A 21,235-nucleotide genomic window follows, 5' to 3' on the forward strand; every position below is an offset into this window, starting at 1 on the left:
GGACGTCGTACCCCAGTAGGCCAGCAGGACTACGCGGACTCCGAGGGCACCGGCAGCCTCCCTGACCCGGCACCCCCGGACAGCTGTTCCCTTTCTCGTCATGGCTCTCACCGCTCGTCCCGGACCGCCGCCAGGCCCCCGTCGCTCTGCCAGGGGGCTCCCGGATCGTCGTAGGCGGCCACGTAGTCGGGACGGGCGATGGGCCAGTCGGCGAGCAGTTCCGGCGGCAGTGCGAAGGACTCGACGAGGTCGGGCAGATGGGGGGCGACCGCGGTGATGAGCTCCTCCACCCGGTCCGGGAGTTCCTTGACCTGATCGGCGGTCAGCAGGCCCGCCGCCAGCAGATCACCGCCGCCCCGGGCGATCCGGTCGAGCGCGAAGAGCCGTTGCAGCTCGTCGAGCCGTTCGCGGGCGGGCCCCTCGGGCAGCGCGGTCACCGCTTCCGCGTACGCCTCGGCCGCCTGTCGCTGGGCGTGGGCCTCGACCCCGCGCAGAGCGGGCCCGGACGCCGCGTTCCACCGCGCCAGCGGGTCACCGTGGGGGGCCAGGCCGATCCGCTCCCGGGCCCGCTCGAACCAGATCCGCTCCAGCTCCGCGAGCAGCCTCCGGTGGAACCCGGGGTCGTCGAGCTCGCCGGGTCCGCCTCCGGGCGCGGTACCCGGACCGGCCGGTGCGGCGGCGAAGAGCATTTCCGCGGCCGCCTTGGCGTGGATGGCGAGGTTGTCGCCCTCGGCGGTGATGGCGCCCTCCACTCCGGTGACGAGCTCGCTCATGCCGTTGTGCTCCAGAAGCGCCTGGGCGCCGCAGCGTTCGCGGCATTCGACGATCACGGACCTGGCCTGCCAGGTGATCCACCCCTTGGCGACGGCGACCAGCCGCTCCGCCTCCGCCGGCTGCTCACCCCCTTCCCAGCGGTCCAGGGCCCTGCGGTGCAGCAGGCTCATCGCGAAGACGGTGGCCATGGCGGTGGCGAGCGGCCCGTGGTGGCTGCGGTGGGCGATCACCGGGACCTGCCCTGAGCCCCTGGGGCCGGAGATGTAGCGGTGGCCGCCGTAGCGGACGGCGACAGCGAGCGTGGCGCGCGCGCAGCCGACCGCGCAGGCCGTCATCGAGATCTTGCCGGAGGTGACGCGCCCGATCGAGGCGAGGAAGCGGCGCCTGCGGTTGTCGATGGTGCTGCTGAACTCCCCGTCGGCACCGATGCGTCCGTGGTCCCCGTCGAGCAGTGCGTCGCGTCCCACGAAGACCTGGTCGAAGGAGGTCAGACAGTGGTCCACCGGGCTGCCGGTGCGGATGGGGAGCCTGCGGATCCGCACTCCGGGCAGGGCCCGTCCGGCGTCGGTGAGCGGTACGAGAAAGAGGAAGACCCCGTGATCGGCGCCGTCGACGAGCAGGCGCGCGGCCACCAGCCCGGTCTTGGGGCCGCCGGCCGGGCTGGTGTTGGGCATGAACTTCTGGGCCCCGGCGTGCGGGGTGCGCAGAACGAATCCGTCGCGCTCGCGGTCGTACGCGGCCGTGGTCTCGACGGCCGCGGCGTCGTTGCCGTGTGCCACCTCCGTACAGAGGAAGGTGCCGATGCGCCGCAGCCGCAGGAAGTCCGACAGGTCGCGGTCGCCGTCGCCCCCGTGGTCGAGGAGGCTGCCGAGGAACAGGTTGTAGTGGATGCCCGCCACCGTGGTCAGTGCCGGGTCCACCGGGCCCAGCCATTCGTGCAGGGCGGCGAGGGCACGGGGGTCGGCGGACAGCCGGGCTGCGCTGTCCAGGCAGTCGTTGAGGACGCGCAGCCGCTCGTAGGTGAGTGCCAGGCGCTGTTCGGCGGTGCGGTGGTCGGGGCGGCGGAAGGGCTTCGTACGGATCAGCCGCTGCCAGAAACCGTGCTCCCGGCGGAAGTCGCCGCCGAGGAGCACACCGGTGAGGAGGTCCGTGGACCGTTCGGAGGAGGGGCTGTCGATCGTTGCGGTCATGAAAATATAACGATCAAGCAACGGCGAGGACACCGGGATCCGCGGGTGGCCGGCCGTCCGCGTCAACGCGTCGGAAGGCGAGTACGACGTTGTGTCCGCCGAAGCCGAAGGAGTGGCTCAGCGCCCGCTCGACCCGCTGGATCCGGGGCTCCTTGACCACGCAGTCGAGGGCGAACCCGTCCGGCAGCGAGTCCAGGTTGGCGATCGGCGGGACCAGGCCGTGTTCCAGGGTCAGAACGGTGGCGGCCGCCTCGATCGCCCCGGCCGCCGCGAGGGTGTGCCCGAGCACGCCCTTCGGAGCGGTCACCGAGGGCCGGTGGGGGAACAGGCCGGAGATCACCGCGGTCTCCATCGCGTCGTTGAGCACCGTCGAGGTGCCGTGCGCGTTGATGTGGTCGACCTCGTGGGCCGCCCAGCCCGCCTCGCCCAGCGCCGCCTCGACGGCCTTGCGCGCGCCGCCGCCGTCCGGGTCCGGGGCCGTGGGGTGATGGGCATCGGTGCCGGACCCCGCACCGGCCAGCAGGGCGCGCGGCCGTCCGCCCCGGGCGAGCGCGTCGGCCGTCCGTTCCAGTACGAGCACGGCGGCGCCCTCGCCGATCACGAACCCGTCCCGGTCCGCGGCGAACGGCCGCGACGCTCCCGAGGGGTCGCCGGTACGCAGCGAGAGCGCCCCCATTCCGGCGAAGGCGCTCACCACCAGCGGGGTCAGCACGGCCTCCGCACCGCCCGCCACCACCACATCGCACCGGCCGTCCAGCAGCAGGTCGCGGGCGAGCGCGAGGGCCGTCGCCCCGGACGCGCAGGCGGTCGCCGGGGCCAGGCTGGGGCCGTGGGCCCGTAGCGCGATGGCCACCTCCCCGGCGGCCGCGTTGGGCATCATCATCGGGACCAGGAGCGGCGACACCGCGCCCGCCCCGCCGCCGTCGAGCCTGCGTACGTTGTCGACGAGCACGGACACCCCGCCCACCCCGACGCCGAGCACCACGCCGACCCGGTCGCCGTCCCAGCGCTCCGGCGACAGACCGGCGTCCGCCACCGCCCGGCGGGCGGCGACCAGTGCCATCTTCACGAACCGCGCCATCCGCCACACCGCCCGCCCGCCGACCGCCTCGTCCAGGTCGATCCCGACCACCGGGCAGCCGAAGTCGACCGGCAGACCGGTCAGTTCCTCGCAGCCGCGGGCCATCGACACCCCGGCGCACAGCCCCTCCCAGAAGGTGTGCTCCTCCGAGCCCGCCGGGGTCACCAGCCCCAGTCCCGTCACCGCGACGTCCCTGTCGACCCGCGTCATGTCCGCCCCCTCCTCCGTAATCGATCACGCCTACCGGTTGTCGAACGGCCGTGGCCCGCGTGAGGATGCGGTCAATGAGCCGAACGGGTCATCGCCGTGTCCGACGGGCACAACGGTGCCGCACGCCACGGTGACCGCGTTCACCCGTCCACAGCAGTCCGCCGCGCCGGGTGCGGCGGCAGGCCGTCCCCTGGGGAGATGGAACCGGACCGTGATCGGCCGAAGCCCCCGGACGAGAGTGCCGAGCTGGCGGCGCTGCGCGCCCGGGTGGCCGAGCTGGAGTCCCGTGCCCCGGCCCGGCACCGGCCGCGCGCCCGTTCGTTCCTCGCCGTGCTGCTCGTCCTGGTCGCCGCCGTGCTCACGCCGCTGAGCATCGTGTCCACCTGGGCGAAGAACCAGATCGGCGACACCGACAACTATGTGGCGATGATGGCGCCGCTCGCCTCCGACCCCGATGTGCAGGCCGCCGTGACCGATCGCGTCACCGGTGCCGTCATGCAGCACCTGGACCTGAAGGCCCTCCTGGCCGGCGTCTCCCCCGCCGACCGGCCGGTGCTCGACAAGGCGCTGTCGAAGCTGAACGGCCCCCTCACCACCGGAATGTCGAACTTCGTGCACGGGACCGTGGAGAGGTTCGTCGCCGGCGACGCCTTCGCGAGGATCTGGACCGACCTCAACCGCACCGCCCAGGCCGCCACCGTGAAGGCGCTGTCCGGCAGCGGCGGCGGAGCGGTGAAGCTCACCGGCGACACCGTCACCATCGACCTCGCGCCGGTCGTCGACCGGGTGAAACAGCGGCTCGTCGACCGGGGTCTGGGCATCGCGGCGAAGCTCCCCGAGATCCACACCGACTTCACGGTGCTGACCTCGGACTCCGTGGGCAAGGCCAAGAAGTGGTTCCGGGCCCTCCAGCTCCTCGGCTTCTGGCTGCCGCTGGTCACGCTCGTGCTGGCCGCGGGCGGGGTGCTCCTCGCGGTGCGCCGCCGCCGCGCGCTGGTCACGACGGCGCTCGCGGTGGCGGCCGGTGCCGCGGTGCTCGGCCTGGCCGTGTGGCTGGGCCGCGCCTTCTATCTCGACAGTCTGCCGTCCGAGGTGTCGCAGCCGGCGGCCGGTTCGGTCTTCGACGCCCTGGTCGGCCGGATGCGTGCGCTGGTCCGCCTGGTCGTCACGCTCGGCGTCGTGGTGGCCCTCGCCGCGTGGCTCACGGGCTACGGCCGTGCCGCCACCCGTGTCAAGGCGATGTGGAGCGGCGGCATCGGCGCGGTGCGGGAAGCGGCCGGCTTCACCGGGGGCCCGGTCGGCCGGTGGGTGCACCGCGCCAGGCGCCCGCTGAACTGGACGGTGGTCGTGGTGGCCGCCGTGGTCCTGGTGGTGTGGGACCGGCCGACGGATCTGGTCACCGTGTGGATCGCGCTGTGCGCGCTGTTCGTGCTCGCCGTCGTCGAGTTCCTCGACGACGACAGCAGCCCGCGCCTGGCGGCGCCCGGGTGAGGAGGGCTCCCGGGCGCACCCTCCTCAGGCCGGGGCGTGTTCAGCTCCGGGCCAGCGCCGTCGCCAGCTCCGCCACGTCCGGCGGGTTGGCGCCCGCCCGTGCGACGGTCACCGCGGCGGAGGCTGCCGCGTGACGCAGGACATCGGCCGTCCGGGCCCGGTCCAGTGAGCGCAGCCGCTCCCGGCCGTCCGCGCCGAGCAGCCCGTGTGCGGCCAGGGCGTGCAGGGTGCCCGACATGAAGGCGTCGCCCGCCCCCACCGTGTCGACGACCTCGGTGGGCAGCGCGTCGACCGTCACCCGTCCACCGGGCAGTACGGCCAGCGCTCCGTCGCCGCCCCGGGTGACGAGCACGACCGCGGGACCGGTGGCCAGCCACCGTTCGGCGACCCGTTCCGGCTCCTGGCCCGGATACAGCCACTCCAGGTCCTCGTCGCTGGCCTTGACCACATCGCTGAGCGCGACGCACCGCTCGACCCTGCGGACGGCGGACGCGTGGTCCCCCATCAGCTCGGGCCGCACATTGGGGTCGTAGCTGACGGTCGCGGCCGTCCGCAGCGACTCGACGGCGCCGAGGACGGTGGCGGCCCCCGGTTCCATCACCGCCGCGATGGAACCCGTGTGGACGTGGTGCGGCGGCCGGTCCAGGGAGACCGGGCCGAGCGTCCAGCCGATCTCGAAGGTGTACGCGGCCCGGCCCGCCCCGTCCAGGGTGACGGCGGCGGACGGGGTCGGGGCCGTGGCGTCGTCCGTGCGGACCTCGACCCCGGCGCCGGTGAGATGGTCCCTGATCAGCCGTCCGTTGCCGTCGGGGCCGAGCTGGGTGAGCAGGGTGGCGCCGTGACCGAGCCGGGCCAGGCCGTACGCGACGTTGGCCGGGCTGCCGCCCGGGTGGACCTGGTCGGCCGCACCCGGCAGCCGGACGATGTCGGCGACGCACTCACCGATGACCAGCAGGTCGAGTCTGTCGAGCATGGAAATGGAGTCTCCTACAGTGCGGTGACGAAGGTGTCCTGGCAGGCGGCGCGGCCTCCGAACACATTGAGCCCGATCCTGCCCCGGGTGTGGTGGGTATCGGCCACATCGACGACCTGTGGGCTCCCGCCGGTGCGGGGAACGCACCAGCTCTCCGGCGGCATGTACCGGCACCTCGTCATCGCCATCGCGGTCACGGACGAAGTCCCCCGGCCCTTCGCGCGGGGCCGGGGGACTCGGGTCCTGGCGCGGGTCAGGAGGCGTCCTCGCCCCCGTACCGGCGCTCGAACTTGGCGACCTGCCCCTCCGAGTCGACGACGCGCGCCTTCCCGGTGAAGAAGGGGTGGCTCTCGGCGGAGATCTCCACGTCGATGACGGGGTAGCTGTTGCCGTCGTCCCAGTCGATCGTCTGCTCGCTCGACGCGGTGGACCGGGTCAGAAAGGCGTAGCCCGCCGAACGGTCACGGAAGACGACGGGACGGTAGGAAGGGTGCTTGTCCTGCTGCATACCTGCTCCTGGGGACGTACGGGGTCGGCGCGGGGCGGTCCTGACCAGCCTGGCGAACCGGCACGTCCCGCGCGATCGGACGCGTCCGTACGGGGGCGCGGGCGGGCGTGGGTAAGCCCCGTCATTGGTCGGATCCGTAGCCGACACGCCCGGCACGGGCGGGCATGCGAGGGCGGACCGACCGCACGTGATGCCGACACCTGCGGGCCTCCGCGCTCAGCGCCCGGCCGCCTCCAGCGCGTCGGCCACGAGCGTCAGGAACTGTGCGTGGGCCCGTGCGCTGCACACCGGCTCCGGGTTCCACGGCACCACCCGGGCGGCCTCCTCGATCGCCGACCAGTCCGGGTTCGTCCGCAGCTCGCCGAGCGGTGTGGCGTTGACCCGGACATCGGCGAGGACCACCGCGGGGCGCAGGGCCGCCGCTTGCGCCCAGCCGACCGTGGACCAGTTCGCGCCGGGCCCCTCGGCCGGCTCCACGATGTCCACGCCGAGCTCGGCCAGCGCACGCAGCTCGGGCCACATCCGGGGGCGGGCGAGGTGCGTCTGCTCCTGCCCGGCCGGGGAGAGGGCGACGAACCGGGGTCCGGCCCCGGCGGCGAGGAGCGTGCGCAGCCGGTGCCGCGCGGCGTCCAGGTCCGCTGTCGCCACTTCGGGCTCCTCGGCACCGAGCGAGCGGGCGAGCTGGGCGAACCGGTCCCCGATCTCGGTGAGGCCGCGCGCCTGCCCCACGTCGATGACGACGACCGGGACGTGCTCCTCCAGGTGCTTGGCGGTCTCGGCGGCAAGCCCGTAGACATGTCCGCCGCCGTAGCTGACCGCCACGACGAGGTCCGGCTCACCGCTCAGCAGCGTGTCCACGTCCAGGGTGCTGCCCGCGCCGAGGTAGCCGACCTCGGTGGTGGGAAGCGAACCGGTCTTCGCCGTGTCCGGTACGGTCCGGTCGTCGTGGTCGGAGCCGAATATCGCGCTCGGGCGTATCCCGTGGTCCCACAGGGTCGCCCCGGCCTGGACATAGGCCAGCACCCGCGCCGGGCGCCGCCCGGCCGTCGACAACTGCCCTCGATCGTCGGAGAACTGCCATACGGTCCGCTCGCTCACGTCACACGCTCCTCGCCACCGGTCGCAGCACCCCGCTTTCCGGGGTCCTGCACCAGTACCTGCCCATCGAACTCCCGTGACACCCCAACCATCGGACCGGTCGGCAGGATGGCGCGAAGCCACCGCACACGGCCGGGCCGACGGCTCGGGGCGCGCCCGGCCGACCGGTGTCCGCGGCCCGTTCCGATGGTCCGGAAGGTGGCGCGCCGGGTGATGCGCTCAGTGGTCGTCGAGGTGGCGGGGCGCGGTCGGCGGGTGCGGTGCGCACCTGCTCAACTCCGGTAGTTTCGCGGCCGTCCGGTCGTCGGCCGGCAGACACGAGACCAGGGTGACTCCCGGCGCGTCGACCACCGCCAGCTTCACGTAGTCGAACGTCAGCCGTCCCAGCCGGGGATGGTCGAACGTGCGGCGTGCGGGGCGGAATTCGGCGACATCGTGCGTCTCCCACCAGCTGCGGAACTCATCGCTCTCCCGGTACAGACCGGCGGTCAGCCGCTCGAACGCCGGGTCGCCGGTGTGCCGGTCCGCACCGGCCCGGTACTGCTCCAGCAACGCCCGCGCCTGTCCCGGCCAGTCGACCAGGAGCGTACGGATCCTGGGGTGCGTGAACACCAGGCGCAGAAGGTTGTGTTCGGACACGCTGCCGTCGGCCGGGTCTCCGATGAGACCGGTCTCGGCCCGGTTCCGGGCCAGCAGGTCCCAGTTGGGCGCGAGCAGATACGCCGGGTGCGGGTCGAGCGCGTCCACCAGGCGCCGCAACGCCCGCCCGTCGAAGTCCCCGCCGGTGGACCGGGGCAGCGTATGGCCCGCGAGGTCGAACAGGTGCCGGGTCTCGGCCGGGGACAGCCGCAGCACCCCGGCCAGGCTGTGCAGCACCTGGCGGCTCACGGTGATGTCCCTGGCCTGTTCGAGCCAGGTGTACCAGGTGACGCTCACCCCCGAGAGGACGGCGACCTCCTCGCGGCGCAGGCCGGGGGTACGCCGGCGCGGACCGGCCGGGATCCCGGCGTCGGCGGGCTGTACCCGGTCCCTGCGCGTGCGGAGGAACTCCGCCAGGACCCGGCGCCGTGCCTCGTCCGTCATGCCCCGCTCCCCGTCCCGCCGACCGGCCGCCCTGCGGTCCCGCCGTGCACACTACCGCTCGTCCTCGCCCTTCCCAGGGTGGTACTACGGCCACCAGCATGATCCGCCCCTGTCACGCCGTCCGGGCCCGGCCCAGGATCGGGACCATGACCCGCACCCGGCCGCCCGCCGATCCCGCTCGCCCCGCCACCGCCACCGCCACCGCCGAAGCCTCGGCGCCGACCGGACCGACCCCCTGGCGCGCCCTCTCCATCGTCCTCGTCGGCGTCTTCATGGCCGTGCTCGACACCTTCATCGTGCTCGTGGCGGCGCCAACCGTCCAGGAAGACCTCCATGCCTCGGATGCCGAGGTCCAGTTCGTCCTGGCCGGCTATCAGCTCACCTACGCGATGGCCCTGATCACCGGGGCCCGGCTGGGTGACCGGTTCGGCCGCAGGCGGTGCTTCCTCCTCGGCATGACCGTGTTCACGCTGGCCTCCGCGGCATGTGCCGCCGCCCCCGGTCCCGACGGGCTGATCGCGGCCCGGCTCGTCCAGGGAGTCGGCGCCGCCGTGATGTTCCCGCAGGTGTTCGCCATGATCCAGGTGCTTCTGCCGCCGGAGCTGCGTGCCGGCGCCTTCGGTGTCCTGGGCGCCGTCATCGGCACCGCCGGGGTCGCGGGCCAGGTGCTCGGCGGTCTGCTCGTCTCCGCCGACCTCTTCGGTATGTCCTGGCGCCCGGTCTTCTGGGTCAACGTCCCCGTCGGTCTGGTCACGCTGGCGCTGGCGGTGTTCCTGGTGCCCGAGTCACGCACCGCCGAGAAGCGTCGGCTGGATCTGGCCGGGATGGCCGTACTGACCCTGGCTCTCGCCCTGCTCGTCGTCCCGCTCATCGAGGGCCGGGAGGCGGGCTGGCCGTCCTGGACCTGGTTCAGCCTGGCCGCCGGGGTGTTCGCGCTGCCGGTCTTCGCGGCCGTGGAGCGCCGGGTCGAGGCGCGCGGCGGCTCGCCGCTGCTGCGGCTGGGCCTGCTGCGCTCACGTGCGTTCGCCGTCGGGATGGTCCTGGTTCTGCTGGCGTACTCCGGCATCAACTCCTTCTTCCTTGTCCTGTCCGTCACGCTGCAGGACGGCCTCGGTCTGGACGCCCTGGGCGCGGGGGTGTTCTATCTGCCGTTCGCCGTCGCCTTCTTCGCCGGCAGCCTCGCCGCCGGACGCATGGCGCGGCACGGACGGCGTCTGCTCCGGGCCGGGGCGCTCGTCCTCGCCCTCGGCCACGCGGCCTCCCTGGCCGTCGTGGTCCGGGCCGGGGACTCGCTGTCGGCCTGGCACCTCGCCGTACCGCTGCTGCTGACCGGCCTGGGCAACGGCGTACTGGTCACCCCGCTGCTGAACGCGGTGCTCTCGCGCGTCCGCCCGGCCGAGATCGGCATGGCCTCGGGCGTGCTGTCCACCGGGCAGCAGATCGGCGGTTCGGTCGGGGTGGCCGTCCTCGGCGTGATCTTCTACGGCTCGCTGGGCGAGGGCGTCCACCGGGGTGTCGCGGCCTACGGGCACGCGCTGGCCGCGGCCCTGGTCCTCGACCTGGCGTCGGCCGTCGCCGTCGTGGCCCTGCTGCGCCTGCTCCCGCATCCGGCGGCTCCCCGCCGCTGAGCCGCGCTCCGGCACCGGGGCACGGCCTTTCAGGCGGTCCCGGTACCGGGTTCGACACCGAGTCCCGTGAGAAACGCCGCCGCGGCCGGGGTGGGGCGGAAGCGGCTCCAGACCAGGCGCTCCGTACGGGCGGGGGCGTCACGGACGGGCAGTACACGGACGCCGGTCAGCTCCGCCGCGAAGGCGGTCGGCAGCATGGCGATGCCGAGCCCGCTGCGGACCAGCCGGACGATGAAGTCGGTGCCGTTGACCTCGAACGCCACCTCGCGGGTGAGACCCCTCGCCGCGAACGCCTCCTCCGACTGGGCCCGTGCCGCGGTGCCGTCGGGGTAGTCGACGAACAACTCCTGCGCCAGCCGGTCCAGGCCCACTTCCTCCTGCCCTGCCAGGGGGTGGGTGGGCGCCACGACGGCGACCAGTTCACCCGTGGCGAGCAGGTGATCGCTCACGCCCTTCGGCCGGTAGCCGGGCAGCACCCCCAGGAACGCCACGTCGAGCGCCCCGTCCCGCACCTCCTGGACGAGGTCCTTGCTCGCCCCTTCCCGCAGGACGATGCGCACCTTCGGGTAGCGCAGGTGGAACACCCGCAGCGCGGCCGGGATATCGACCGCGGAAACGGTCGGGATGACCCCCACCGCGAGCCGCCCGCTGACCTCCCCCGCGGTCGCCGCGACTTCGGCGCGGGCCCGCTCCGCCGCCTCCAACGCCTGCCGTGCCTCCGGCAGGAACACCTCGCCCGCCGCGGTGAGCCGTACCTGACGGCTGGTGCGGTCGAAGAGCCGGGCCCCCAGCTCCTTCTCCAGCCGGGCGATCTGATGGCTCAACGCGGACTGGACGACCAGGCACCGCTTCGCGGCGCGCGTGAAGCTGCCCAGTTCCGCCACCGCGACGACGTACCGCATCTGCTGAAGTTCCATCCATCCATCGTGAACCACGATCGATGGAATGAAAAACATGTGTTGGACTCATGGATGGGTGATCCCGGACGCTGGGGCACATGGCTCACTCCACTCACGAAACCCGCAGCCGGGCCGTGCCCCGCGTCTCGGTGCCCGAACCGCCGTCGCTCGGACGCGGTCTGGTTCTGCTGATGGCTCTCGCCGCCGCCCTCTCCTGCGCCGGGAACTACTTCGCGCAGCCGCTCCTCGACATCATCGAGGTGAATCTGCACATCGGCGTCACCGCGGCGGGGCTGATCGTGACCGCTGCCCAGGCGGGGTACGCGCTGGGGCTGATCCTGCTCGTCCCGCTCGGGGACGTCCTGGACCGACGACGGCTCGCCGTGGGCCTGTTCGCCCTGACCGCGTTCTTCCTCCTGGCGACGGCCGCGGCTCCCACCGGCCCGTTGCTGATCGCGGGCACCCTGCTGACCGCGCTGACCTCCGTCGGGGCCCAGGTCGTGGTGCCGTTCGCGGCGACCCTGGCGGCTCCGGCCGAGCGCGGCCGGATCGTCGGCGTCGTCATGTCCGGCGTACTGCTCGGCGGGCTGTTCGGACGGCTGGCCGCCGGGGCGCTGTCCGAGCTCGGCGGCTGGCGGACCGTATACTGGGTGAACGCGCTGCTCATGGCCGTGATGGCGATACTGCTGCACCGCTGTCTCCCCCGGCTGCCCAGTCCGGACGGCACGGCCACGATCCCGTACACCGGGCTGCTGCGCTCCACGCTGGCCCTGCTGCGGCAGGAGCCCCTGCTCCGTCGGCGGGCGGCCATCGGCGCGTTCTCCATGGCCTCCTACAGCGTGCAGCTGACCGCGCTGACGTTCCTGCTGACCCGGCCGCCCTTCCGCTGGAACGCGGCCGCCATCGGGCTCTTCGGCCTGGTGGGCGTGATCGGGGTGGTGGGCATGAACATCGCGGCCCGCCTCGGCGACCGCGGCCGGGTGCAGGCCGTGTCGGGAACGGCGGCCGCGCTCCTGACGCTCGCCTGGCTGCCGCTGCTGGCCGGTGAGTCCTCGCTGCTGTGGCTGACGGTCGGAGTGATCCTGCTGAACATCGCCCAGCAGGCGGGACTCAACAGCAGCCAGAACGTGATCTACGCGCTCCGCCCGGAGGCCCGCAACCGGATCAACTCCGCGTTCATGACCCTCTTCTTCATGGGCGGGGCGGCCGGAGCCGCGCTCGCCTCGGTGGTCTGGTCGCGGGCGGGCTGGAGCGGCATCTGTCTCCTGGGCGGCGCGCTCGCCGCGGGCAGCCTGGTGCTGTGGATCCTGGAGCGGGTGCGGACGACCCCCGCCGCACGTCCCGGGACCGGCGCCGTCAGTCGTTGACGGTGGTCAGCAGCACCACGGAGTCCTCCAGGGCCAGCAGACCGTGCCGCTCCTGCGGGATCGGCTGGAGGCCGCCGGCGCTCACCTCCACATCGCCGGAGGCCGCCGTGAGCCGGACCCTGCCGCGGAGCACCTGGAGGGAGGCCGCGGCCGGGGCGTTGTGCTCGTCGAGGGCGGAACCCGAGGTGAGGGCGATGACGGTCTGTCTCAGGGGTTCCTCGTGCAGCAGGCGGTGGGCGCTGCGGCCGTGCGCGGAGGCTCGGGCCGCGGTCAGATGCTCGTCGGCGAGGGCATTCAGATCGTCCATGTGCCCACTCTGCCGCAGGGCCCGGCCCCTCGCGATCCTGCCGCGGCCCGGCGGGCGGACCAGCCGCCCGGACGGACGCCCCGCCGCAGCCGGGCCTCGGTGGTCCGGGGCGCGGGGCCGGCCGCCACGTGGGCGCGGGTGGCCGCCCCGCCGTCTCTCCCCGGGCGGATCTCCGCCCAGGGCGGTGGAGCGGGTCAGCCGTTCGCCGTCCACCGGTATCTGACGTCCGGTTCCTTCTCCTCGTTGCGGCCGCCGTCGTCGAACCCGATCGCGGTGAACCCGTGCCGCTCGTAGAAGGCGCGGGCGTCCGTGTTGCGCTGGAAGACGTACAGCGTGAGCTCGTCGCCCGCGAGCTCACGCACGTGGGCCAGGAGCAGTGAGCCGATGCCCCGGCGCCGTGCGTCGGGGCGCAGATAGAGGTGTTCCAGCTCGGTTCCGTCGAGGGAGGCGAAGCCCAGGGGTTCCCCGGTGCCGGTCTCGGCGATCCGCACCGTCGTTCCGGGCAGCACGACATGGGTCATCCAGGCCAATGTGTCCTCGTCGCTGTGCACCTTCGGCAGATACGGCATGGACGCGGCGCGCGAGGCGAGGAAGAGCCTGGTCAGCGGTCCGGCGTCCGCGGCGGTGGCCTCGCGCAGCAGTACCCGGCTGTCCGGCGCGGAATCGTTCGGTGCCATCTCGTCTCCCCTGGTCCGGCCAAAATCCCGCCGCTTCGGTGAACTGTTCGTGATCGTGGACGAACCTATGCCGGGACCTGTCGGATCCACCAGCGGGATTCGGGCACCAGTCCGGGCGGGGCAGTCGCGGTGCGGTGCGGGCCACCCGCGAAAATGTGGCGGGGGAAGACCGAACGACCGACCGATACGGAGGAGTGGCAGATGCCGCACGAACGAGCTGGACAGCCGGCCCGGCCGGAGGATCTCATCGATGTGGCCCGGCTGGTGACGGCGTATTACACGCTGCACCCGGACCCGGCCGAGCCCGACCAGCGGGTGGCGTTCGGCACCTCCGGTCATCGCGGGTCGTCCACGGCCACCGCGTTCAACGAGGACCACATCGCCGCCACCAGCCAGGCGATCTGCGAGTACCGGGCGCGGCAGGGCACGGACGGCCCGCTCTTCCTCGGTGCCGACACCCATGCGCTGTCGGAGCCGGCCCGCATCACCGCCGTCGAGGTGTTCGCCGCCAATGACGTGACCGTGCTCGTCGATCCGGCCGACGGCTACACCCCGACCCCGGCGGTCTCGCACGCCGTCCTCGGCCACAACCGGGGCCGGAAGGGGCACCTCGCCGACGGTGTGGTGGTCACCCCGTCCCACAACCCGCCCGGCGACGGCGGGTTCAAGTACAACCCGCCGAACGGCGGCCCCGCCGGGTCCGATGCCACCGGCTGGATCCAGGAGCGGGCCAACGAGATCGTCGCGGGCGGGATGAAGGACGTGCGCCGGCTGCCGTACGCCCGCGCACGGGCGGCCTCGACCACCGGGACGTACGACTTCCTCGGCAGTTACGTGTCCGACCTGCCGTCGGTGCTCGACCTGGACGCGATCCGGACGGCCGGGGTGCGGATCGGCGCCGACCCGTTGGGCGGCGCGTCGGTCGCGTACTGGGGCCGGATCGCCGAACAGCACCGGCTCGACCTGACGGTGGTCAATCCGCTGACCGACCCCACCTGGCGGTTCATGACGCTGGACTGGGACGGAAAGATCCGGATGGACTGCTCGTCGCCGTACGCGATGGCCTCGCTGATCGGGCAGCGCGACCGGTACCGGATCGCGACCGGGAACGACGCCGACGCCGACCGGCACGGCATCGTGACACCGGACGCCGGGCTGATGAACCCGAACCACTACCTCGCCGTCGCCATCGACTATCTGTACGCGCACCGCGAGCAGTGGCCGGCCTCCGCGGGCGTCGGCAAGACGCTGGTCTCGTCGGGGATGATCGACCGGGTCGCCGCCGGCCTCGGCCGTGAACTGGTGGAAGTGCCGGTCGGCTTCAAGTGGTTCGTGGACGGACTGCTCGACGGCTCGCTCGGGTTCGGCGGCGAGGAGTCCGCCGGGGCCTCGTTCCTGCGCCGTGACGGATCGGTGTGGACGACCGACAAGGACGGCATCCTTCTGGCGCTGCTCGCCTCGGAGATCCTCGCGGTGACGGGCGCCTCCCCGTCCGAGCGCTACGCGGCGCTCACCGCCCGGTTCGGAGAGCCGGCGTACGCCCGGATCGACGCGCCCGCCGACCGCGAGCAGAAGGCCGTGCTCGCGCGGCTCTCCCCCGAGCAGGTCACCGCCGACACCCTGGCCGGTGAACCGGTCACGGCGGTGCTGACCGAGGCGCCCGGCAATGGCGCACCGATCGGCGGCATCAAGGTGACCACCGAGAACGCCTGGTTCGCCGCCCGCCCCTCGGGCACCGAGGACGTGTACAAGATCTACGCGGAGTCGTTCCTGGGCGCCGACCACCTCGGCCGGGTGCAGGAGGAGGCCAGGGCCGTGGTCTCCGCGGCCCTGGAGGCCTGAGCAAGGCCGGGGCGGCCTCCGGGCCGCCCCGGCAAACCGCGCGGGATCAGCGCACGACGTCCACGAAGACCGGGTTGGTGTAGAACCAGGTGTCCAGCCACGGGTTGCCCCGGCCCGGCTCGTGCGGCAGCGGGCCGTGCGGGTCGATCGCCGCGCCGAGGAAACCCTTGCCGTGCCGCTTGCCGTCGCTGCCGCGCAGCCGCAGGTAGAACGGCTCGTCCGCGCGGCCGACCGGGATGCGCAGGGTGTACGTGCCCCGGCGGCCCGACACGTCGGCGGTGTGGGCGAGCCGGGTGTCGGGCGCACGCCAGTCGTCGCGGTCGGCGGCCGGGCCGCGGACCGCGCCGCGGATGACGTCGACGTGCTCCAGGCGGGGCAGCACACCGTAGGGGTTGCGGCGGGACGCGGCGGTCACCGTGACGGTGAGGGTGAGCCGCTCGCCGCGCCGGGCGCGCAGCCGGCCGCCGAGGGTGGCGCTGTTGCCGTGCTCGCCGCGCACCTTGACGTCGATGCCGTCGATGAGATGACCGTGGTCGACCCAGACCCGGCCTGCCCGCAGGCCCTCCATCACGTTCCGGTAGCCGTACCGGGTGACGCCGACGTGCGTACGGCTGAACTGGCCGGGCCAGAAGTCGCCACCGGGCTGCGGTTCGGTGGTGTTGTACGGGTCGGGGAGGTGGCCGGTGTTGTCGAAGTCCCGGCCGGGCGGCCAGTCGCCGTTGACCCAGGTGTCCTGGGCCACGCGGTGGACATCGGAGTTGGAGGTGATCGTGAAGAGCTTGCCCTCCGCCAGCATCGCGTCCCACAGGCCGCCGACGGTCGCGGTGGCCCAGTCGAACCCGCCGTAGGTGACGTAGGCCTCGCGCGGGTAGCCGGGCCAGGAGTCGGCGGACGGTGAATTGCTGTACTCGCCCCGGACGTTGGTGTCCGGGTGCCAGCCCGGGATCGCTCCGGCCTGGGCACCCGGGGCGCCCTCCATGCCGATCATGATCTCGGGGGCGGCGTCGCGCCAGCCGCGCATCTCGTGCGGGGAGTCGATGCCGAGGCGCATGGGGTGGTTGGCGAGGACGAGCACGTCGTCGACGTACCGGGTGCGGCGCTGTTCGGCCAGCCACTTGAGGGCCTTGACCGCGTGCGCCTCGTTGCGCGGGGTGTCGGGGTGCGTCGGGGCACCGGCCGTGTAGCCGAGCAGCTTGCCGTCGAAGGCCTCCTCGAAGCGGGTGAGGAGGTCGACCTCGTGCCGTCCGGGCGGCGAGAAGACGGTGCAGTGCTCCGCCCCGGGGATGTACCACTCCAGCCCCTGGAAGATCAGCATGCGCTTGTTGTCGGCGCGGGCCTTGAGGATCTCCCGGTGCTCCTGCGCGGCACCGAACTCGGCGTGGCCGATGTTGCTGTGCTCGGTGAAGACCATCCAGTCGAGACCGAACTTCTGCCCTGCCGAGGCGAGTTGGGAGAAGGTGTACTTGGCGTCGTGGCTGTACACGGAGTGGTTGTGATGGTCGCCGACCAGATAGACCAGGTCCGGGGCGTGCCCGTGGCCATGCCCGTGGCCGTGTCCGTGGGGGCGGCCTCCCCGGCTGTCGGCCAGCGCGGGCAGCGGCAGCGAGGCGGCGGCGAAGGCCGCGCCGAACAGGCCCGCGCGGCGCATCAGTCCTCGGCGGCTGAGGCCCTGCGGGTCGAGCGACTCCGCGGGGACCTGGGGGTCGGCCCATTCGGGTACGGGGTGGGACATGACGCGTCGTTCTCCTTCGTGCGGGGCGGCGACGTTCCCGGGCCGGAGCGTGGGGCCGCCACCAGGAGGATTGCTTGATTCCGGAACCATTCGGTGAACCCGGGGCGACGTGCGGGCGTCGCGCCCGTGGCACACCGACGTCGATCGCACCCACCAGGCGGACGGCGGCCCGGCCGCCGCCGCGACGACGTGATTCCCGACCCGGTCCGTACGGTTCGGCGCCGTGCCGTTGCACCCGGCGGACAACAGTGGTTGGCTGAACAACAGAAGATATGAATCGGGGTTCAGATCATCATGGCCTACCGACCCACCGCCCGTACGGAGGCGACCCGGCTCGCCCACCGTGAACGGCTCCTCGACGCCGCGCGGCAGCTGCTCGCCGAGGGCGGATACCCGGCGGCCAGCATCTCCGCGCTCGCCCGGCGGGCCGGTGTCGCCACCGGCAGCGTCTACAACCACTTCGCCTCCAAGCAGGAGCTCCTCGCCGCGGTCTTCCGGCATGTCGCGGGCCACGAGCTCGGCGCGGTACGGGAGGCGGTGCGGGCGCGGAGCGGTGTCACCGAGCAGCTGCGCGCGCTCGTCGAGGTCTTCTCGTACCGGGCGCTGCGCAGCCCCCGTACGGCCTGGGCGCTGCTGGCCGAGCCGGTCGACCCGCTCGTCGAGGAGGAGCGGCTCACCTACCGGCGTGGCTACCACGCCCTGGCCGAGACGGTCATCGTCGCCGGGATCTCCACCGGAGAACTCCCCCCGCAGAACGCCCAGTTGTCGGCCGCGGCCGTGATCGGCGCGGTCGGCGAGGCGCTGCTCGGCCCGCTCTCGCCGGTCGGTGCGCGGGCCGACCCGGGACCGGTCGTGGAGAGCATCACCGCGCTGTGCCTCAGAGCGGTCGGAGCCAAGGACGCCTGAACACGCGCCGCCCGACCCTCCGCACCGCCTCCCCCGCCAACCCGACCGCCGACCGCCGATCAAGGACAGGATCACCGCCATGACCGTCACCCAGCACCGGACCGACCCGCGGCCCGGAGCCCCCGCACCGCACCCCACCCACGAGGTCACCAACCAGGCACCGCCCCGGAAGGACCTCGACGAGTACGGCACCAACCTCCCGCTCGCCGAGGCCGTCCGCACCTTCGGCGCGGGCTGGCACGAACCGGAGCTGCACGAGATCGGCGCCCTGGTCGGTTCCGAGCACTTCCGGACCGCCACGGAGCTCGCCCACACCTCGCCGCCCGTGCTGCGCACCCACGACCGGTACGGCAACCGCGTCGACGAGATCGACTTCCACCCCGCGTACCACGAGATCATCGGCGCGGCCGTCGCTCACGGCACGCACACCGCGGGCTGGGCCGACCCGAAGCCCGGGGCGGCGGTGGCACGGGCGGCGTCCTTCATGCTGTTCGCCCAGATCGAGCCCGGCCACGCCTGCCCGATGTCCATGTCGCATGCCGTGGTCCCGGTCCTCCAGCGCGACCCGGACGTGGGCCGGGACTGGCTGCCGGGGCTGTTCAGCCGCGCGTACGACCCCCGGCTGATCGCCCCGGGGGAGAAGTCCGGGCTCACCTTCGGCATGGGGATGACGGAGAAACAGGGCGGCTCCGACGTACGCGCCAACACCACGCGGGCCGTGCCCCTGGCCTCCGGCCCCGGGGGCCGGGCCCATCTGCTGACCGGCCACAAGTGGTTCTTCTCCGCCCCGCAGTCGGACGCCTTCCTGGTGCTGGCCCAGGCCGAGGCCGGACTCACCTGTTTCCTCGTGCCGCGGGTTCTGGCCGACGGCACCCGCAACACCGTCCGCATCCAGCGGCTGAAGAACAAGCTCGGCAACAAGTCGAACGCCTCCTCCGAGGTGGAGTTCGACGGCACCTGGGCGGTACGGGTCGGCGAGCCCGGCCGAGGTGTGCCGACCATCATCGAGATGGTCAACCACACCCGGCTCGACTGCGTGCTCGGCACCACGGCCGGCATGCGCCAGTCGGTCTCGGAGGCGATCTGGCACGCACAGCACCGCAGCGCCTTCGGCGCCCGGCTGGTCGATCAGCCGGCCATGACGGCGGTCCTCGCCGACCTGGCGCTGGAGACGGAGGCCGCGACCTGGACCTCGCTGCGGCTGGCCCACGCGTACGAGAGCGGCAGCGGCGAGTCCGAGGAGATGTTCCGCAGGCTCGCCACCGCGGTGTCCAAATACTGGATCTGCAAGCGCGGCCCGCACCACGCCTACGAGGCGCTGGAATGCCTGGGCGGCAACGGCTACACGGAGGACTGGCCGCTGGCTCGCCGCTACCGCGAGCAGCCGGTGATGGCGGTGTGGGAGGGGTCCGGCAACGTCATCGCCCTCGATGTACTGCGGGGCATCGGACGAACGCCGCGGTCGCTGGACGCCTTCTGGGCCGAGCTGGAGATCACGGCCGGTGCCAGCTCCGTCCTGGACGCCCATGTCCGCCGGGTACGCCGGGAGCTCACCGAGGACCTGCGCGACCCGCTCGCGGCGCAGACCCGGGCCCGAGCGTCGGTCGAGGGCATGGCGCTGGCCCTCCAGGCCTCGCTGATGCTCCGGCACGCTCCGGCGGCATCGGCAGAGGCGTTCGTGACGGCCCGGCTCGGCGAGGGCCGTGGCCACCAGTACGGCATCCTGCCGCGCGGCACCGACGCCGCGGCCATCGTGGCCCGGCACTCCGGCACCGGCGGCTGAGAGCCTGTCGGGTGACCTCCGATGCCCCGGGGTGCGCGGGCGGGCGTGACCGCCGCGTCGCCCGTCAGGTTGGCTCCATGGAGTCGAGACCCCGCACCCTGTGGCTGCGTACCGAGCCCCTCCACGCGGTGATCTACTTCGACGAGGAGTGCCGGGGCATCGGCAGGTCCATCGGTCTCAAGGGCTTCTGGATGGGATACTTCGCCACCCGTACGGCCCCGATGGGACGGATCGGGCCCGAGGCCGCCACCGCCGCCCTGGGCGTCTTCGCACCGGGGATGGTGGCCCGGACACTGCCCGACGCGTGGCGGGTCGTCACCCCCGAGAGGCTCATCGAGCTGCGCGCCCGGCTCGCCGCCGGGGCGCTGCGCCGCATTGTTCCCGGAATCGACTCGCCGGCCGGACGGCCCGTCCCGCCGCTCACCGCGATGGTGGCGGACGCGTCGCCGCTCGCCCGCCCGCTGTTCGCCGCGAACCGCCCGCTGTGCGACCGCACCGACCCGGTGGAGAGCCTGTGGCAACTCACCACCGCACTGCGGGAATTCCGGGGCGACGCGCATGTCGCGGCGCTCGCGGACCACGGTCTCGACGCGCCCGAGGCGCTGGTGCTCGCCGCCGCCACGGACCGGGTCCCGCGCGAGGGCATCCGGCTCGACCGGGGCTGGAGCGGGGCGGAGTGGGCGGACGCCGAGGAACGGCTGCGCTCGCGCGGCCTGATCGACGCGGAGTCGGCCGCCACCCCGCGCGGTCACCGGGAACGGGAGCTCGTCGAGGACACCACCGACCGGCTGGCCGCCCGGCTGCTGCGCCCCCTCGCCGAGAGCGCGGCGGACGAGCTGCTCGCCGCCCTGGAGCTGTCGGCCCGGCAGGTGCTGGGCGCGAAACTGCTGCCGTTCCCCAACCCGATCGGGCTGCCCCGGCCGCTCCGATCCGGACAAGGGACCCCGGACCCGAGGGTTCACATGCAACGCGTCCTTACCCGGCCCGCCGTCCTCGCCGGTCTGCTCGGCACACCTGGACCGTCACGGATTCCGGGCGCCGGGCGAGCGGCACCACCGAGCACACCGCCGCGAAGGCGCACCAGGTCGAGACGGACTCCAGGCGCCACAGCGCAGACGGCGGCACCGGCGGCGGCCAGCACCCCGAGCCGCCCAGCACCCGGTCCCCGGACAGGAGCAGGGCGCCGATCGTGGCCAGGAGATACCCGGCGACCAGTGTGCGGAGCGGGGAAGGTCGATGGCATGACCGAGGGTGTGGCCGCGGACCTCGGCGGTCACCGGACGGGTCGCCAGACAGTACGCGAGCGGGACGGCGGTCGCGATTCCGGCCGCGACGGGGAACGGCAGGCGGCGCCGGGCGTCCGGCGGTGCGGCGCACAGCACGCCGAGCGGTACCCACAACGGCAGCAGCGGCAGGGCGATGACGGCCCAGGCGAGTGTGGCGGGTCCCGTGCCGCCGCCCGAGCGCCAGATCACGGACTCGATGATCTGGTGGGCACCGAGCAGCAGCGGCAGGGCCGCGAGCGGCGGATCACGCGCCCGGCGCACCCGCGCGACACACACCGCCCCGATGGCGGCGATGCCCGTGCCGGCGACGAGGTCGGCGGTCGCACTCCAGGACATGTGTCCCCCGTGGGCCCGGCAGCACGCCACCGGCATCGGTCACTTCGGTACGCCACGCCACGGC

Annotated in this window: 18 protein-coding genes and 2 pseudogenes; 7 read left to right on the forward strand and 13 right to left on the reverse strand. The window is 73.3% G+C overall.

All coding sequences use genetic code 11. From position 1 onward, the window contains the following. Nucleotides 1-107: 107 nt before the first annotated feature. Both GA0115234_RS11790 and GA0115234_RS11795 read right to left on the reverse strand, forming a co-directional pair. Nucleotides 108-1,964: an acyl-CoA dehydrogenase family protein gene (locus GA0115234_RS11790; protein WP_093540851.1), complete on the reverse strand. Its 1,857-nt coding sequence runs from the start codon at nucleotides 1,962-1,964 to the stop codon at nucleotides 108-110. 13 nt (nucleotides 1,965-1,977) lie between these two features. Next, nucleotides 1,978-3,255 (reverse strand): beta-ketoacyl-[acyl-carrier-protein] synthase family protein, encoded by a 1,278-nt coding sequence (locus GA0115234_RS11795; RefSeq protein ID WP_093540852.1) that lies wholly within the window; start codon nucleotides 3,253-3,255, stop codon nucleotides 1,978-1,980. A 198-nt stretch (nucleotides 3,256-3,453) separates the two neighbouring features. Between GA0115234_RS11795 and GA0115234_RS11800 the strand changes: the two genes are divergently transcribed. Next, nucleotides 3,454-4,746 carry a hypothetical protein gene (locus tag GA0115234_RS11800; protein WP_093540853.1) on the forward strand — a complete coding sequence of 431 codons (1,293 nt, stop codon included), beginning with the start codon at nucleotides 3,454-3,456 and terminating at the stop codon, nucleotides 4,744-4,746. Between the two features lie 40 nt (nucleotides 4,747-4,786). Here the strand turns inward: GA0115234_RS11800 and GA0115234_RS11805 are convergent, their stop codons facing one another. The 5 genes from GA0115234_RS11805 to GA0115234_RS11820 all read right to left on the reverse strand — a co-directional run bounded on the left by GA0115234_RS11805 (nucleotide 4,787) and on the right by GA0115234_RS11820 (nucleotide 8,408). Beyond that, nucleotides 4,787-5,719, reverse strand: a complete 933-nt coding sequence (locus GA0115234_RS11805) for a carbohydrate kinase family protein (protein ID WP_093540854.1) — start codon at nucleotides 5,717-5,719, stop codon at nucleotides 4,787-4,789. A gap of 14 nt (nucleotides 5,720-5,733) precedes the next feature. Further along, a complete protein-coding gene (locus GA0115234_RS42270; protein WP_161275586.1) occupies nucleotides 5,734-5,883 on the reverse strand; it encodes a hypothetical protein in 150 nt (49 codons plus the stop codon). Nucleotides 5,884-5,972: 89 nt separating this feature from the next. Further along, nucleotides 5,973-6,227 (reverse strand): type B 50S ribosomal protein L31, encoded by a 255-nt coding sequence (locus tag GA0115234_RS11810; protein WP_093540855.1) that lies wholly within the window; start codon nucleotides 6,225-6,227, stop codon nucleotides 5,973-5,975. A 216-nt stretch (nucleotides 6,228-6,443) separates the two neighbouring features. Then, nucleotides 6,444-7,325, reverse strand: a complete 882-nt coding sequence (locus GA0115234_RS11815) for an ABC transporter substrate-binding protein (RefSeq protein ID WP_093540856.1) — start codon at nucleotides 7,323-7,325, stop codon at nucleotides 6,444-6,446. Between the two features lie 219 nt (nucleotides 7,326-7,544). Then, the gene (locus tag GA0115234_RS11820; protein WP_093540857.1) at nucleotides 7,545-8,408 is read right to left on the reverse strand and encodes a helix-turn-helix transcriptional regulator; all 864 of its coding nucleotides are present in this window, start codon (nucleotides 8,406-8,408) and stop codon (nucleotides 7,545-7,547) included. Nucleotides 8,409-8,554: 146 nt separating this feature from the next. On the opposite strand from GA0115234_RS11820, the gene GA0115234_RS11825 reads away from it, so the two are divergent. Beyond that, complete coding sequence (locus GA0115234_RS11825; RefSeq protein WP_093540858.1) at nucleotides 8,555-10,036, forward strand: MFS transporter; 1,482 nt, start codon at nucleotides 8,555-8,557, stop codon at nucleotides 10,034-10,036. A 29-nt stretch (nucleotides 10,037-10,065) separates the two neighbouring features. On the opposite strand, the gene GA0115234_RS11830 is transcribed toward GA0115234_RS11825, so the two are convergent. Beyond that, nucleotides 10,066-10,953: a LysR family transcriptional regulator gene (locus GA0115234_RS11830; protein WP_093540859.1), complete on the reverse strand. Its 888-nt coding sequence runs from the start codon at nucleotides 10,951-10,953 to the stop codon at nucleotides 10,066-10,068. An 80-nt stretch (nucleotides 10,954-11,033) separates the two neighbouring features. On the opposite strand from GA0115234_RS11830, the gene GA0115234_RS11835 reads away from it, so the two are divergent. Continuing rightward, nucleotides 11,034-12,302, forward strand: coding sequence for an MFS transporter (locus tag GA0115234_RS11835; RefSeq protein WP_237541283.1), 1,269 nt, complete (start codon nucleotides 11,034-11,036; stop codon nucleotides 12,300-12,302). Here the strand turns inward: GA0115234_RS11835 and GA0115234_RS11840 are convergent. Beyond that, entirely contained in the window at nucleotides 12,292-12,609 is a 318-nt protein-coding gene (locus GA0115234_RS11840; RefSeq protein ID WP_093540860.1) for a cupin, read from the reverse strand. The two genes, GA0115234_RS11835 and GA0115234_RS11840, sit on opposite strands and share 11 nt — an antisense overlap. A 194-nt stretch (nucleotides 12,610-12,803) precedes the next feature. Then, on the reverse strand, nucleotides 12,804-13,286 hold the full coding sequence (locus tag GA0115234_RS11845) for a GNAT family N-acetyltransferase (protein WP_093540861.1): 483 nt from the start codon (nucleotides 13,284-13,286) through the stop codon (nucleotides 12,804-12,806). A gap of 201 nt (nucleotides 13,287-13,487) precedes the next feature. Between GA0115234_RS11845 and pgm the strand changes: the two genes are divergently transcribed. After that, entirely contained in the window at nucleotides 13,488-15,128 is a 1,641-nt protein-coding gene (pgm, locus tag GA0115234_RS11850; RefSeq protein ID WP_093540862.1) for a phosphoglucomutase (alpha-D-glucose-1,6-bisphosphate-dependent), read from the forward strand. Nucleotides 15,129-15,174: 46 nt separating this feature from the next. Here the strand turns inward: pgm and GA0115234_RS11855 are convergent, their stop codons facing one another. Then, nucleotides 15,175-16,860 (reverse strand): PHP domain-containing protein, encoded by a 1,686-nt coding sequence (locus tag GA0115234_RS11855; RefSeq protein WP_093540863.1) that lies wholly within the window; start codon nucleotides 16,858-16,860, stop codon nucleotides 15,175-15,177. A 294-nt stretch (nucleotides 16,861-17,154) separates the two neighbouring features. Here GA0115234_RS11855 and GA0115234_RS11860 point away from each other — a divergent pair, with 294 nt between their 5' ends. From GA0115234_RS11860 to GA0115234_RS44320, 3 genes and pseudogenes are all read left to right on the forward strand, one after another. After that, nucleotides 17,155-17,766, forward strand: coding sequence for a TetR/AcrR family transcriptional regulator (locus tag GA0115234_RS11860; RefSeq protein ID WP_093540864.1), 612 nt, complete (start codon nucleotides 17,155-17,157; stop codon nucleotides 17,764-17,766). A gap of 79 nt (nucleotides 17,767-17,845) precedes the next feature. Continuing rightward, the gene (locus GA0115234_RS11865) at nucleotides 17,846-19,549 is read left to right on the forward strand and encodes an acyl-CoA dehydrogenase family protein (RefSeq protein ID WP_093540865.1); all 1,704 of its coding nucleotides are present in this window, start codon (nucleotides 17,846-17,848) and stop codon (nucleotides 19,547-19,549) included. Between the two features lie 77 nt (nucleotides 19,550-19,626). Beyond that, a pseudogene (locus GA0115234_RS44320) lies at nucleotides 19,627-20,382 on the forward strand (hypothetical protein); the annotation flags it as partial. Nucleotides 20,383-20,524: 142 nt separating this feature from the next. On the opposite strand, the gene GA0115234_RS11875 reads toward GA0115234_RS44320, so the two are convergent. Further along, entirely contained in the window at nucleotides 20,525-20,947 is a 423-nt protein-coding gene (locus tag GA0115234_RS11875; protein ID WP_343335941.1) for a DUF6629 family protein, read from the reverse strand. Further along, nucleotides 20,830-21,207, reverse strand: a pseudogene (locus tag GA0115234_RS44325) (DUF6629 family protein); the annotation flags it as partial. The pseudogene GA0115234_RS44325 and the gene GA0115234_RS11875, both read right to left, overlap by 118 nt. Nucleotides 21,208-21,235 lie beyond the last annotated feature (28 nt).

It is taken from the genome of Streptomyces sp. DvalAA-43 (assembly GCF_900091725.1).
Taxonomy (GTDB): domain Bacteria; phylum Actinomycetota; class Actinomycetes; order Streptomycetales; family Streptomycetaceae; genus Streptomyces; species Streptomyces pulveraceus.